12 protein-coding genes are annotated in these 13,764 nt (G+C 66.3%); 3 read left to right on the top strand and 9 right to left on the bottom strand.

What is annotated here, in order from left to right; translation table 11 throughout:
* Positions 1–110: 110 nt before the first annotated feature.
* Positions 111–1,310 carry an acyl-CoA dehydrogenase gene (locus F1654_RS09350; RefSeq protein ID WP_150023249.1) on the top strand — a complete coding sequence of 400 codons (1,200 nt, stop codon included), beginning with the start codon at positions 111–113 and terminating at the stop codon, positions 1,308–1,310.
* Positions 1,311–1,435: 125 nt separating this feature from the next.
* Positions 1,436–4,045, top strand: a complete 2,610-nt coding sequence (locus F1654_RS09345) for a bifunctional aspartate kinase/diaminopimelate decarboxylase (RefSeq protein WP_150023248.1) — start codon at positions 1,436–1,438, stop codon at positions 4,043–4,045.
* A 10-nt stretch (positions 4,046–4,055) separates the two neighbouring features.
* Here F1654_RS09345 and F1654_RS09340 read toward each other — a convergent pair whose 3' ends face one another.
* The 9 genes from F1654_RS09340 to F1654_RS09300 all read right to left on the bottom strand — a co-directional run bounded on the left by F1654_RS09340 (position 4,056) and on the right by F1654_RS09300 (position 10,946).
* The gene (locus F1654_RS09340; protein ID WP_150023247.1) at positions 4,056–4,487 is read right to left on the bottom strand and encodes a hypothetical protein; all 432 of its coding nucleotides are present in this window, start codon (positions 4,485–4,487) and stop codon (positions 4,056–4,058) included.
* Positions 4,488–4,699: 212 nt separating this feature from the next.
* Entirely contained in the window at positions 4,700–5,869 is a 1,170-nt protein-coding gene (locus tag F1654_RS09335) for a CaiB/BaiF CoA transferase family protein (RefSeq protein ID WP_150023246.1), read from the bottom strand.
* Positions 5,841–6,215 carry a DUF5615 family PIN-like protein gene (locus F1654_RS09330; RefSeq protein WP_269844611.1) on the bottom strand — a complete coding sequence of 125 codons (375 nt, stop codon included), beginning with the start codon at positions 6,213–6,215 and terminating at the stop codon, positions 5,841–5,843. The genes F1654_RS09335 and F1654_RS09330 overlap by 29 nt, the downstream gene beginning before the upstream one ends.
* Complete coding sequence (locus tag F1654_RS09325) at positions 6,215–6,448, bottom strand: DUF433 domain-containing protein (RefSeq protein ID WP_150023244.1); 234 nt, start codon at positions 6,446–6,448, stop codon at positions 6,215–6,217. The genes F1654_RS09330 and F1654_RS09325 overlap by 1 nt, the downstream gene beginning before the upstream one ends.
* A 35-nt stretch (positions 6,449–6,483) precedes the next feature.
* Positions 6,484–6,897, bottom strand: a complete 414-nt coding sequence (locus tag F1654_RS09320; RefSeq protein WP_150023243.1) for a PaaI family thioesterase — start codon at positions 6,895–6,897, stop codon at positions 6,484–6,486.
* On the bottom strand, positions 6,894–8,048 hold the full coding sequence (locus F1654_RS09315; RefSeq protein ID WP_150023242.1) for a CaiB/BaiF CoA transferase family protein: 1,155 nt from the start codon (positions 8,046–8,048) through the stop codon (positions 6,894–6,896). Before F1654_RS09315 ends, F1654_RS09320 begins: the two co-directional genes overlap by 4 nt.
* A gap of 196 nt (positions 8,049–8,244) precedes the next feature.
* A complete protein-coding gene (locus F1654_RS09310) occupies positions 8,245–9,441 on the bottom strand; it encodes an acyl-CoA dehydrogenase family protein (RefSeq protein ID WP_233205206.1) in 1,197 nt (398 codons plus the stop codon).
* A gap of 156 nt (positions 9,442–9,597) precedes the next feature.
* Positions 9,598–10,119, bottom strand: coding sequence for a MaoC family dehydratase (locus tag F1654_RS09305; protein WP_150023241.1), 522 nt, complete (start codon positions 10,117–10,119; stop codon positions 9,598–9,600).
* Between the two features lie 11 nt (positions 10,120–10,130).
* Complete coding sequence (locus F1654_RS09300) at positions 10,131–10,946, bottom strand: HpcH/HpaI aldolase/citrate lyase family protein (RefSeq protein ID WP_150023240.1); 816 nt, start codon at positions 10,944–10,946, stop codon at positions 10,131–10,133.
* A gap of 202 nt (positions 10,947–11,148) precedes the next feature.
* Between F1654_RS09300 and F1654_RS09295 the strand changes: the two genes are divergently transcribed.
* A complete protein-coding gene (locus F1654_RS09295) occupies positions 11,149–13,722 on the top strand; it encodes a zinc-dependent metalloprotease (protein ID WP_150023239.1) in 2,574 nt (857 codons plus the stop codon).
* The last annotated feature ends 42 nt before the right edge of the window (positions 13,723–13,764 follow it).

Below are 13,764 nucleotides of genomic sequence, written 5' to 3'. Positions count from 1 at the left end.
ACTACACGCCGAAACGGTTTTCGGGCAAAGGATATATCTTTATAACATTTCTGACCCAAGCCCCCGCCTCAGACTGGCGGCGATGGTTTGGACCTGACGAGGAGATGACCATGGCCGCGCTGGACGCCGCACACGAGACTTCGCTGAGCTTTTCCTGGGAGGACCCGCTCCATCTTGATCACCAGCTGAGCGAGGAGGAGCGCATGATTTCCGACGCCGCGCGCGCCTATTGCCGCGAGCAATTGCTGCCGCGCGTGATCAGCGCCTATCGCGAGGAGCGCTTTGACCGCGAGATCATGACCGAGATGGGCGAGCTGGGCCTTCTGGGCGCCACGGTGGCCGAGGAATATGGCGGCGCAGGGCTCTCCCACGTGGCCTACGGCCTGATCGCGCGCGAGGTGGAGGCGGTGGATTCAGGCTATCGCTCGGCCATGAGCGTGCAGTCCTCGCTGGTCATGTACCCGATCGAGGCGTTCGGCACTGAAGAGCAAAAACGCAAATACCTGCCCAAACTCGCTACCGGCGAATGGGTGGGCTGTTTCGGCCTGACCGAGCCTGATGGCGGGTCGGATCCGGGCGCCATGCGCACCACGGCGAAAAAGGTCGAGGGCGGCTATCTGCTCAACGGGTCCAAGATGTGGATCACCAATTCGCCCATCAGCGATCTGGCTGTGGTGTGGGCCAAGCTGGACGGCGTCATCCGCGGCTTCGTCGTGGAGCGCGGGGTGAAGGGCTTCGAGACCCCGAAGATCGAGGGCAAGCTGTCCTTGCGCGCCTCTATCACCGGCTCGATCTCTTTAAGCGACGCGCTGGTGCCTGAAGACGCGCTGCTGCCCAATGTGAAGGGCCTGCGCGGGCCGTTCTCCTGCCTCAACAAGGCGCGCTACGGCATCGCCTGGGGCGCCATGGGCGCGGCGGAATTCTGCTGGCGCGCCGCCCGCGACTACGCCATGGAGCGCGTGGTGTTCGGCAAGCCCATCGCCGGCACCCAGCTGGTGCAGAAAAAGCTCGCCGACATGCAGACCGAAATCGCGCTGGGCTATCAGGGCGCGCTACAGCTGGGCCGCCTGCTCGACGAGGGCGCTTTCGTGCCCGAGGCCATCTCCCTGATGAAGCGCAATAATTGCGGCAAGGCGCTGGCCATCGCCCGCGAGGCCCGCGACATCCATGGCGGCAACGGCATCGCGGAGGAATACCATATCCTGCGCCATGCCATGAATCTGGAAACCGTGAACACCTATGAGGGCACCCACGACGTGCACGCCCTCATCCTCGGCCGGGCCATGACCGGCCTGCAGGCGTTTTCGTAAGGGACACAGCGGGCGCGGCGGCCCAGGCCGCGCTTCCGCGCTAAACGCCTTTTCGCGGTGCAGCATGCGCGCTATGTGACACGGCTTCGCCCGTGACCGGCCTTTTCTTGTCCGAGACCTGACCCATGCCCGCTTCAGCATCCCGCCCCCCGTCCGCTGACTGGTCCGCTTCGGCCCGCCCCTGGGTGGTGATGAAGTTTGGCGGCACGTCGGTGGCCGCGCCCGAGCGCTGGCGTGTGATCGCCGATATTGCGCGCGAAAGGCTGGACGCCGGCGAGCGGGTTCTGATCGTGCACTCAGCGCTGGCGGGCGTGTCCAACCTGCTTGAAGCCCTGCCCGCCGCCGCGCTGGCGGGCGCGGGCGAGGGCGCAGCCGAAGCGGTCAAGGACGCACACCGCGCCTTCGCGGCCAAGGCCGGGCTGGACGCGGACGCGCTGCTGGCCGGACCCTTCGATCTCATCACCCGGCGCGCCGCCGGCATCGCCTATTCGGGAGAGGCCAGCGCGCGCCTGCGCGCCGAGCTGATGGCCCAGGGCGAGCTGATGGCGAGCGTGCTGGGTCTCGAATGCCTCAGGGGCGCAGGGCTCGAAGCCGAGACGCTGGACGCGCGCGAGGCGCTGGTAGCCCTCAACACCGCCGACGAGGCGCGCGCATGGCTCGACAATAGCGCCGGCGAGGACGCCGATCCCGCCCTGCAGGCGCGCCTGGCAAACGCGCAGCTGGTCCTCACCCAGGGCTTTATCGCGCGCCACCGCGATGGCGGCACGGTGCTGTTGGGCCGGGGCGGGTCGGACACCTCGGCGGCCTATTTCGCCGCCCGCATCGGGGCCGCGCGCCTTGAAATCTGGACCGACGTGCCCGGCCTGTTCAGCGCCGATCCGCGCCTGACCGAAGGGGCCAGGCATTTGCGCGCGCTCTCCTATGAAGAGGCGCAGGAAATCGCCACCATGGGCGGCAAGGTGCTGCATCCACGCTGCATCGGCCCGGCGCGCCGGGCCAACATCCCGCTGGAGGTGCGCTCCACCTTGCGCCCGGAGCTCGCCGGCACAACCATCAGCGCCTCGCCCGGCGATGACGCCCCGCGCCTGAAGGCCGTCTCGGTCAAAACCGGGGTGCGCCTGGTGGCCATGGAAGGCTCAGGGATGTGGCGCCAGGCGGGTTTCCTCGCCGATGTGTTCGCCGGCTTCAAGGCGTGCGGGGTGTCGGTGGATCTGGTCTCCACCTCGGAAACCAACGTCACCGTCAGCCTCGATCCCGATCCGGGCCTGGACGCGGCGCGGCTGGAGCGCCTGCGCGAGACCTTGGCGCCGCTGTGCCGGGTGCGCATTATCGAGAACGCGGCCGCCGTGAGCCTTCTGGGCTATGGCATCCGGCGCATTCTCCACCAGCTGGCCCCGGCGCTGGAAATGTTCCAGGACAAGCCGATCCGGCTGGTCAGCCAGGCCGCCAATGATCTCAACTTCACCGTCGTGGTGGACGAGGCCGAAGGCGCAGCGCTGGCCAAGCGCCTGCATGAGGAACTGATCAGCCCGGCGCCCGAAGGCCCGGTCTTCGGTCCAAGCTGGGCCGAGCTCGCCCGCCCCGCCGATGCGCGCCCGGCCCGGTCCGCGCCCTGGTGGCGCACGAAGCGCGCCGCACTTCTCGACGCAGCGCCCGATACCGGCGGGCTCTATGTCTACGATCTTGAAACCGTCAGCGCGCGCGCACGCGCCGTGGCGGGTATCCAGTCGCTCTCGCGCGCCTTCTACGCCATGAAGGCCAACGCCCACCGCGACGTCTTGCGCGCCATCCGCGCAGCGGGCCTCGGATTTGAGTGCGTGTCCCCCGGCGAGATCGCGCGGCTGCAGGAGACGTTTTCAGACCTCACCCCGGACGAGGTGCTGTTCACGCCCAATTTCGCCCATCGCAGCGAGTATGAGGCCGCGCGCGCCTTTGGCGCCCATCTGACCATTGACGGGCTACACCCGCTCACCCACTGGGCGGAGACTTTACGCGGGGCGGAGGTGATCCTGAGGGTCAATCCCGACCGCCCGCGCGGACACCACCAGCACGTCAAGACCGCCGGGCCCAAGGCCAAGTTCGGCATTCCGCTCGAAGCCCTGGACGAAGCGCGCGCAGCCGCCGAGGCCGCAGGCGTGCGCGTTATCGGCCTGCACGCCCATGCCGGGTCTGGCGTGACCGAGGCCGATCACTGGCGCGAGATCGGCGCGATCCTGGCCAATGCGGCGCGCCATTTCCCGGATGCGCGCATCCTCAATTGCGGCGGCGGGCTCGGCGTGCCTGAAAGCCCCGACGCGCCCGCCCTTGATCTGGCCGAAGTGGACGCCCAGCTGGCGCTGCTAAAAAAAGCCCATCCGCGCTTCGAGCTGTGGATGGAGCCCGGGCGCTATCCAGTGGCCGAAGCCGGCGTGCTGCTGGCGCGCGTCACCCAGGTCAAGCACGCCTTCGGGGCGCGCTTTATCGGGCTGGGCACGGGCATGAACTCGCTGATCCGCCCCGCCCTCTACGGCGCACGCCATGAGATCGTGAACCTCACCCGCCTGGATGAGCCCGGCGCCGGCCTCGCCTCGGTGGTCGGCCCGATCTGCGAAAGCGCGGACCTGCTAGGCGCTGAACGCCTGCTGCCCGAGACGCGCGAGGGCGACGTGATGCTCATCGCCGAAGCCGGCGCCTACGGCGCGGTCATGGCCTCGCGCTATAATCTGCGCGAGCCGGCGGGGGAGAGAGTGATTTAACGTCTGGAGTCTAGCCCGCCCGCCTCTCATCGCACAGCGTGCGGCGGACCAGTACGCCGTCCCTGAACCAGTGCCAGGTGCGCGCGCGGGTGCGCCCGTCCGGAGCCATGACGATGATTTCGGTGAAATGGGCGCCCGGCTCGTCCTTGCGGTCCAGATTGAGCAGGACCAGCCCTGCGCTCTCCCAGGCCCGGCCGGAGAATGTGGGCGTGTCGAACACGATCTCATCGCCTGAAATGCGCCCGTCAAACCGGTCCTCGCGCAGCCGCCCGTCCGGCCACTCAAAGCGAATATGCTGGACGTAGAAAGGATCGCCGGAAGCCGGGAAGTCACAGATCACCCGCGCCTTATGCCGGTCGACCACCGCGCCGTCAGTATCGAGATGGGTGTAAACCCCCTCCCAGACGCCTTCATGGGCGCGCATGGCGGGAAAGTGGGTCATCACCGGCTCCTGTGTTGAGGTTGGGCGCCGCACCCCTCACCTTTATCCTCTCCCCTCAAAGAGGGGAGAGGAGGCTTATGCGCTGCGTTTGTTTCGGAAATGCTTGACCCCAAGCCCAAAGGAAAAAGCGCGGCGTCAATGCCCCCTCTCCCCCATGGAGATGGGGGAGAGGATAAAGGTGAGGGGGTGCGGGGAATCATAAAGCGCGACCTTCAAATCACCCCGCGCGCCTTCATCTCTGCGATGCGCTCAGGATCAAACCCGGCCTCTCTGGCGAGCGCCTCGGAGTGCGCGCCAAACCCCGGCACGGACGGATCGGGCTGAGGCGGCTCTTTCGCGAAACGGATGGGCGGGCCGATATGGCGGTTGCCGGCGGCGTCCTCGAACACCATGCCGCGTGCGCGCGTATGGGGATCGTCGAACGCGTCTTTCAGCGAACGCACGGGCGCCCAGCACACATCGATGTCTTTCAGGAAATCGCTCCATTCGGCCAGCGTGCGGCTGGCGAAGGTCTCTTTGAAATAGTCTCGCAAGGGCGCCTGGTCCGGGCCGGGCTCAAGGCGGGCGAAGTGCAACAGGTCCGGACGGCCCAGCGCCTCGAGCAGGTTGGCGGCGAACTTGATCTCCGACCCACCCAGCACCAGGTGTTTTTCGTCTTTCGTTTCATAGACATGATACATGGCCGCCCCGCCGAACGAGCGCATGTCCTTCACCGGCGGATGAGCGTCCTCAGCGAAGACAGGCCCGGTGACATTGGGCGTCCAGGCCAGCGCCGCATCATACATGGCCAGATCGATGAAATCGCCCTCGCCCGTCTGCTGGCGCCTGTAGAGCGCCATGAGCACCGCTGACAGCGCCATCAGCGAGGCGGCCATGTCGGCCACCGGCATGTTGGGGCTGGCCGGTTTGCCATCCTCCAGCCCGCGATTGAGATCGGCGAGCCCGGCCAGCGCCTGCACGGTCAGGTCATGGGCGGGCTTCATCGCATAGGCGCCGTCCTGCCCGAAGGCGGAGATGGAGCAATAGACCAGACGCGGATTGATCGCGCTGAGCGTCTCGTAATCGGCGCCGAGCCGCTTGGCGACACCGGGGCGGAACGCCTCCACCACCACATCGGCCTCGCGCGCCAGCGCGTGTAGCAGGGCCTGGCCGTCCGGGTCTTTCAGGTTCAGCGCCAGCGAGCGCTTGCCGCGCGCGATATTGCGGAACCAGACCGACACGCCGTCGGCGGTCTTCCAGCCGATCTCGCGCGTCGGCTCGCCGGTCCCGTTGGCCGGCTCGATCATCACCACATCCGCGCCGTGATCGGCCATCATCAGGGTCATGTGCGGACCGGGCAGGAAGGCGGAGAGGTCAAGGACTTTGAGGCCGGAGAGTTTCATGGGGAAGGCTTCCCTTCAAAGGGCGCACGCGAATGGCGCGATCAGTGACGACAACGAAATGGCCCGTGACGCGGTGCAGCGTGTCCAGCACGGCTTGCGTGCAGCGGGCAGGGTCATCGCAGCGGAAATAGACAACGCCGACAGCGTCACGAGAATCACGAAACAGCAGCGCGCCAAAATCGCGATCTTCGGTGAGCAGAACCGCTCTGCTTTTCAAAGCCGCCTCAAGCACACTGTCATCGGCTGCACCGCGAGCAGAAAAATCGGGCTGGAGGACTTCGTGGCCTGCGCTGCGCAATGCGCGCACGATGCGCATATCCACGCATTCGTCAGCGAAGAACCGCACTACTGGGCCGCCACGACAGGCTCTTCCAGCTGGTCGGCGGCATACGCCAAGACGGCCTGCACATCGCCTTGTTCAAGGTGCGGATAGGCCTCGTGAATCTCCGCCTCGCTCATCCCGGACGAAAGCTTTCTCAAAATCAAGTACACCGGCACGCGCGTGCCCTTGATGCACGGCTTGCCGAACATGATCGCGGGATCGATGGAAATCCGGGGATGGTCCTGCTCGATATTCATGGGTTCAGCCTAGCATATCCGGCGGACAAAATCCCTCATCCCTTTGGCCACAGATTGAGCTGGGTCTGGAGGGTGATGGAGACGAGCTTGCCCGCTTCGGTCTCGATGCGGGTCTGCCAGACCTGGCTGGTGCGGCCCTTGTGGACGGGGGTCGCCGTGGCGATCACCACGGCGCCTTCAGGCGGGCTGGAGATCATGTTGGTCTTGCTTTCCGTGGTGGTGGTGCCGACAGCCCCTTTGGGCAGGCTGATATAGGCGCCGGTGGCCCCGGCGATGTCGGCCAGGCTCATCATCGCCCCGCCATGCAGCGTGCCGCCCAGGGTGCAGATCTCCGCAGTGACCTTCAGGCGCGCCACCACGCGCTCGGGGCCCGCCTCCACCATCTCCACCCCCAGCGTGCGCGAGAGCGGGACGGGATGCTGGTTCAGAAGCTCGGGCGTGAGGATCATGTCTGGCCTCGTCTCAGCGGTCCCAGCACCGCGTCATCATGCTCGCCCAGCTGCGGCGCGCGGGTCTGGGAGGGCCGCTCGCCATTGATGCGGATGGGTTCGCGCAGCAGCTTCAGCCCGTCCGGGCGCTCGGGGTGCTCCACCGTCTCTATCATGGCGCGCGCATCGGGCGCGTCCAGCGCCGCGGCGATGTCATGCACGGGCGCCACCGGCACCTTGCCGCCAAGCGCCGCCATCCAGTCTGCTGTCGTGCGGGTGCGGAACAGGGCGTCGAGCTCGTCCTGCAGCGCCGCGCGGTTGGCGGCGCGCGCACCCACGTCGGCGTAATCGGGGTGGTCCGCCAGATCACTCCGGCCCGCCGCCTGGCAGAACACGTTCCAGAATTTGGGCAGCTGGCACATCAGGAAAATCCAGCCGTCCCGGGTGGGAAAGAGCTGGCTCGGCATCACCGACGGATGGGAGGAGCGCGCCAGGCGCGTGGTGACATCGCCCTCATTGAGATGCCAGGTGGCCGGATAGGAGAGCTGGTGCAGGGCGGTGTCGAGCAGCGACACGTCCACGTCACAGCCCTGACCGTTGCGCCGCGCACCCAGAACCGCCGAGACCAGGCCCAGCGCCATCATGGTCCCGGTCATGAAATCGACCATGGACAGGCCAAAGCGCGCCGGCGGGCCGTCCGGCTCGCCCGTCAGCGACAGAAAGCCGGCTTCGGCCTGCATGAGATAGTCATAGCCCGGCCAGGCCGCCCGCTCCCCCTCGCGCCCATAGGCCGAGAGATGGGCGCACACGATGGACGGCTTGATGGCCTGCAGCGCGGCGTAATCCACCTTCAGCTTGGCCGGCAGATCACCGCGCAGATTATTGGCCACCGCGTCAGCGTCCTTCACCAGCGCCTCGAACAGGGCGCGGTCCTCAGTCTCTTTCAGATCAAGGCAGACCGATTTCTTGCCCCGGTTGAAGGTCTGGAAGAACTGGCTGTCATGCGCGCCGAGGAAATGCGGCCCCGCCGCGCGCGAGGAATCCCCGCCGCCGGCCCGGTTCTCGATCTTGATCACGTCTGCGCCCAGCGCCGCCAGAAGCTGGGTGCCGTAAGGCCCCGCGCCATACTGCTCGATGGTCAGGATGCGCAGGCCTTGAAGCGGTTTGTGCATGGGTGATCCTTAAATGTGGGCGGGGCGGCTGGTTTGTCCTCCCCCGCCTGCGGGGGAGGTGTCCGCGAAGCGGACGGAGGGGGGATAGCAACGCCTCAAACCCTTGCGTCTGCCTGAACCGCCCCATCCCCCCTCGGCCCTTCGGGCCACTCCCCCCGCAGGCGGGGGGAGAAAGATGTTTGCGCTTTGAGCCCCCTCAGACCGGGTTCCGCTTGACCAGCTGTTTGGCGATGATGATGCGCTGCATCTCGTTGGTGCCCTCGCCAATGCACATCAGGGGCGCATCGCGGTAAAGGCGCTCGATCACATATTCCTTGGAATAGCCGTAGCCGCCATGGATGCGCATGGCTTCGGTGGCTACTTCCACCGCGGTTTCAGAGGCGAAATACTTGGCCATGCCCGCTTCCATGTCGATGCGCGCCCCGGTGTCGTAGGCGCGCGCGGCGTCCTCCACCAAGAGCTCGGCGGCGCGGGTGCGCGCGGCCATGTCGCCCAGCTTCAGCTGGATCGCCTGATGCTCGCAGATGGGCTTGCCCATGGTCTTTCGGGTCTGGGCGTAGGCGACGCTTTCGCGCAGGGCCCGCCTGGCGATGCCCACCGAGCGCGCGGCGATATTGATGCGGCCTATCTCCAACCCGCCGGTAGCCATGAAGAAGCCCTGGCCCTCCTCGCCGCCGACCAGCGACAGCTCGGCGTCGCACTCATAGTCCTCGAATACGAACTCGCCTGAATCGATGCCTTTATAGCCCAGCTTCTCCAGCTTCTTGCCGTTGCGGATGCCGGGCAGAGCTGCGCCGGTTTCCGGGTCCGTCTTGGTGACGATCAGCATGCTCATGCCCTTGTAGCGGGGCTCGGCGGCCGGATCGGTCTTCACCAGAAGCGCGCTCGCATGACCCTGGATGGCGTTGGAAATCCAGGTTTTCGCGCCGTTGATGACGTATTTGTCACCCACACGCTTTGCCGTGGTGCGGATGGCCTGCAGGTCTGTGCCGGCGTCCGGCTCGGTGAGCCCCAGCCCGCCGCGAATCTCACCCGTGGCGAAGCGCGGCAGCCAGTATTCCTTCTGCTTCGCCGTCCCAAAGCGCTGGACGATCTGGGCCATCATCAGGTGGGAGTTGAAAATGCCGGTCAGGCTCATCCACTCCTCGGCGATCATCATGACGATCTTCGAATAGGTGGCCGCGCTCAGGCCCAGCCCGCCATATTCGGGATCGATGAGCGCGCCGAACAGGCCGAGCTCCTTCATGTCCTCGACCAGCTCGGCCGGCCAGACATCGTCATGCTCCAGCTGCATGGCCACGGGCGCGACTTTCTTCCCGATCCATTTCTGGATCGCGTCGAGCATCTGGCGCTCGTCGGCCTCGGTCATCTGATAGGTTTCGGCAGCAGCCATGACGAGCTCCCTGATGTGTTTTCCTCCCCCGCTGGCGGGGGAGGTGGATGACGCGAAGCGTCAGACGGAAGGGGGGAGAATGAAGCGGCGCATCCCCCCTCAGTCCGCTTCGCGGACAGCTCCCCCGCAAGCGGGGGAGCAAAACGCCGGCGCGGCTCAGTAATTTCCAACCTTGTCCTCGACCGCATTGCCGCGGCCGGGGATGAGCATGTTGCGCTTGAAGGTGCAGACCATCTCGCTGCGCTGGTTGAAGCCGCGGGTCAGGACCGTGACGATGCCCTGACCGGGGCGAGACTGGCTCTCGCGCTTGGCCAGCACCTCGCTCTCGCCATAGATCGTGTCGCCCGCAAACACCGGCGCGGTGAATTTCACCTCGTCCATGCCAAGATTGGCGATGGCCTTCTGGGACACGTCGGTGACGCTCATCCCGATCAGGATCGCCAGCGTGTAGGGGCTGACCACCAGATTGCGCTTGAACTCCGAGCCCTTGGCGAATTCGGCGTCGAAATGCATGGGATGGGTGTTCATCGTCATCAGCGTGAACAGGTGATTGTCGTATTCGGTCACCGTCTTGGCCGGGCGGTGCTCATACACATCGCCCACGGTGAAATCCTCGAAATAGCGCCCGAAGGTCTCGCGATAGCGCTGCGGGCCGATTTCCTTGATATTCTGGACCAAGATATTCCCCTTCAATCCTGGGCGGCGGCGAGCGTGCGGCGCGCCGCGCGGATCACCGGCAATTCGATCAGCTTGCCCTTGAACAGCGCCGCCCCGCCCTCGGCCGCCTCGAAGGCCTCCAGAACCGCGCGCGCGTGTTCCAGTTCTTCCGTTGAGGGCGTGAAGGCGGCGATGACGCCCGCCACTTGCGCCGGATGGATGCAGGAGCGGCCGGTAAAGCCAAGGGCCCTGGCCCGGCGCGTGGTCTCGATAAGGCCCGCCTCATCAGCCACATCCAGAAACGGCACGTCCATCAGCGCCACGCCCGCCGCCGCCGACGCAGACACCAGCGTTCCGCGCGCATGCAGGAGCGGCTCCCAGTCCAGCGAAATTCCAAGATCAGCGGCGAAATCGGCGCCGCCGAACAACACGCCCTCCACGCCCGGCGCAGCGGCGATGGCGTAGGCCTGCTGGAGCCCCGCCGCGCTTTCCACCACCGGCCAGAGCGCAGGGCAGTCCGCCCCGCCCAACGCCTCGCGCACGATGGCGAGCTCCTCGGCGTGGGAGACTTTGGGCAACATCAGGAAATCAGGCCGCGCCGCGCCTTGCGCCAGCGCCGCCAGATCGGCCAGCCCGGCCGGCGTGCGCGGGGAATTGACCCGCAAGCCCAGGCGCGGCGAGACCGCTCGCGGCTCGGCCAGCGCCGCCAGCACGGCGGCGCGCGCGCCGGTCTTGTCCGCGGGCGCCACCGCGTCCTCAAGGTCCACGCACACCCCATCAGCCCCGGCGCCCAGCGCCTTGGCGATACGGTCAGGGCGCGATCCGGGCACGAAGAGCAGGCAGCGCATGGAAGTCCTTTGCGGGATTGTTGTCCGGACAAATTAGGCTCGCCAACTTGTCCGGTCAACCCGCTCATCAAAGCAGGGCGCAGCCCGCCGCAAGCCGCGCCTGTGGCGATTTCGTGACCAAAGATTAAGCTGCTCAAGGCTTGGCCCGTTACGCTCTGGCGGCCTAGATTGCGCATTGCAACTTGTCCGGGGAGGGAAATCCATGATCGCTCAGAGCAGCCGCTGGATCGCGGCGCTGATTGCTCTTGTCTTGTTCAGCGCAGGCGCGCTGGCTGATGACAAGACCATCGAGGAATACACCGAGGACGAAAAGTTCGAGCGCACGGACGGCCTGTTCCCGCTTTATCGCAATACCGAGAACGGCGATCTGTTCATGGAGATCTCCGGCGACATTCTCGGCGATGAGATCATCTATTTTACCTATACCGAGGACGGCGCGCCGCGCGTCGGCCATTTCCGCGGCATGTTCCGCGCCAACCGGGTGCTCGTGTTCGAGCGCCGCTTCGGCAAGATCGAGATCGAGGCGGTCAATACCAGCTTCTCCTTCGATGAGGACAACGCCCTGTCGCGCGCCGCCGACGCCAATATCACCCGCGCCCTGCTGGCGGTGCTCGATGTGGTCGCTGAAACGCCGGCTGAAGACGGTGAAGACGGCGAGGCGGGAAGCCCGGCGCGCTATCTGATCAATGCCGGCCGCTTGTTGCAGTCGGAAGACATGCACCAGATCAAGCCGACCCCGCCCACCGGTCCGGCGGCGCAAAACATGTTCCAGCTGGGCCGCCTGGACTCGGGCCGGACCCGGGTGCTGGAGGCGCGTTCCTATCCGCTCAATACCGACGTGATCGTGGAATACGTCTTCACCAACGACACGCCGCGCGGCGCCATCGGGCCGGAAATCACCGATCCGCGCACGGTAGCGGTCAAGCTCCAGCACTCCTTCATCGCCATGCCCGAAAACGGCTATGAGCCGCGCAGCGATGATTTCCGCGTGGGTTATTTCGGCCAGCGCGTGACCAATCTGACCGACACCACCGTCACGCCCTTCGATGACGTGATCAATCGCTGGCGGCTGGTCAAACAGGATCCGGACGCGGAGATTTCCGATCCGGTCGAGCCCATCGTGTGGTGGATCGAGAACACCACCCCGCACGAGCTGCGCGACGATATCCGCGAGGCGGCGCTGACCTGGAATATCGCATTCGAGGCGGCGGGCTTCTCCAACGCCATCGAGGTGCGCGTCCAGCCCGACGATGCGGACTGGGATGCAGGCGATATCCGCTACAATGTCCTGCGCTGGACCTCGTCGCCCACCCCGCCCTTTGGCGGCTACGGGCCGAGCTTCACCAATCCGCGCACCGGCGAGATCATTGGCGCGGACATCATGCTGGAATACGTGTTCATGACGAACCGTATCCGCTTCTCGGAAATCTTCGACGTGGCCGGGCTCACCCCTTGGCTGCCCGCAGACATGCTGGCGGAAATGACCGGCCGGCCCGAGCTGGCCCATGTGCACGACCACGCCCATGGCGAGATGTGCAATTTCGCCGAACACCTGCAGTTCGAGACACAGGCCGCGCTCGCCACATTGCAGGCGCGCGGCGCCAGCCAGATGGAAATGGACGAGCTGCAGCGCCAGTCGCTGGCCTATCTGGTGATCCACGAGATCGGCCATACGCTGGGCCTGATGCACAATATGCGCGCCACCTCCGAGGTGCCGCTCGAGCATCTCCATGACGGGCGGCCGGTGACCAACTCGATCATGGATTATCCCGCGCTCAACATCGCCCCGGCGGGCGTGGAGCAGGGCCCCTGGTCGCTGGACACGCCCGGACCCTATGACATCTGGGCGATCCAGTACGGCTACACCACCGACGAGGACGCCCTGCCGGCGATCCTGGCGCGCTCCACCGAGCCGGAGCTGGCGTTCGGCAATGACGCCGACGACATGCGCGCGCCCGGACGCGGCGTCGACCCGCGGGTGATGATCAATGACCTGTCCGACGATCCGGTGGGCTGGGCCGCCCAGCGTGTTGATATCATCAATGACACCCTGACGGCCCTGCCTGAGCAATTCGAGAAGGAAGGCGAGACCTATCAGGCGCTGCTCACCAGCTATCTGATCCTGACCGGGCAGCGTTTCGGCGCAGCCAATGTGGCCACGCGCCATATCGGCGGGGTGTACAATAACCGCGCCGTGGTCGGCCAGCCCGGCGCCGAGCGGCCCTTCATCCCGGTGCCCCGCGCCAAGCAGGAAGAAGCCCTGCGGGTGCTGGAGGCGTCCATGTTCGGCCCGGACGCCTTCACCGCCGAGGAGGCCTTCGCCGACCGGCTGCAGCGCCAGCGGCGTTTCTTCGACCATTTCGGCTCCAATGAAGACCCGTCCCTTCACAGCCGCGCCTTCGCCCAGCAGATGGCGCTTCTGGCCCATCTCACCCACCCGAACGTGCTTGAGCGGCTGCAGGATTCCCGGCGCTATGGCGGGACCTACAGCCCGGCCGAATACATGCGCGACCTGACCCGCATCATGTACCAGGCCGATGTGGGCGGTGAGCCCAACTCCTACCGGCAGAACCTGCAGGTGGCCTATCTCCAGCGCCTGATCGCCATCACGTCCGACTCCAGCTTCTCGCCAGCTTCGCGCTCGGCGGCGCTGGCCTCGATCGGCGACATCAAGGGCTGGGTCGGGCCGGGCTGGATGCCGGACCTGTTCGGTTCACGCGAGGCGCGCGCCCATCGCGCGCATCTGCGCCGGCTGATCGCCGCTTCCGAGGCCTGATCTGGCGCATGGCGGGGGCAGGCTGCTCAAGTCCGCCCCCGC

The organism is Alkalicaulis satelles, from assembly GCF_008630495.1.
Classification (GTDB): Bacteria; Pseudomonadota; Alphaproteobacteria; order Caulobacterales; family Maricaulaceae; genus Oceanicaulis; species Oceanicaulis satelles.
The sequence above is the reverse complement of the archived record's forward strand: the minus strand, read 5'-3'. Positions and strand labels throughout refer to the sequence as shown.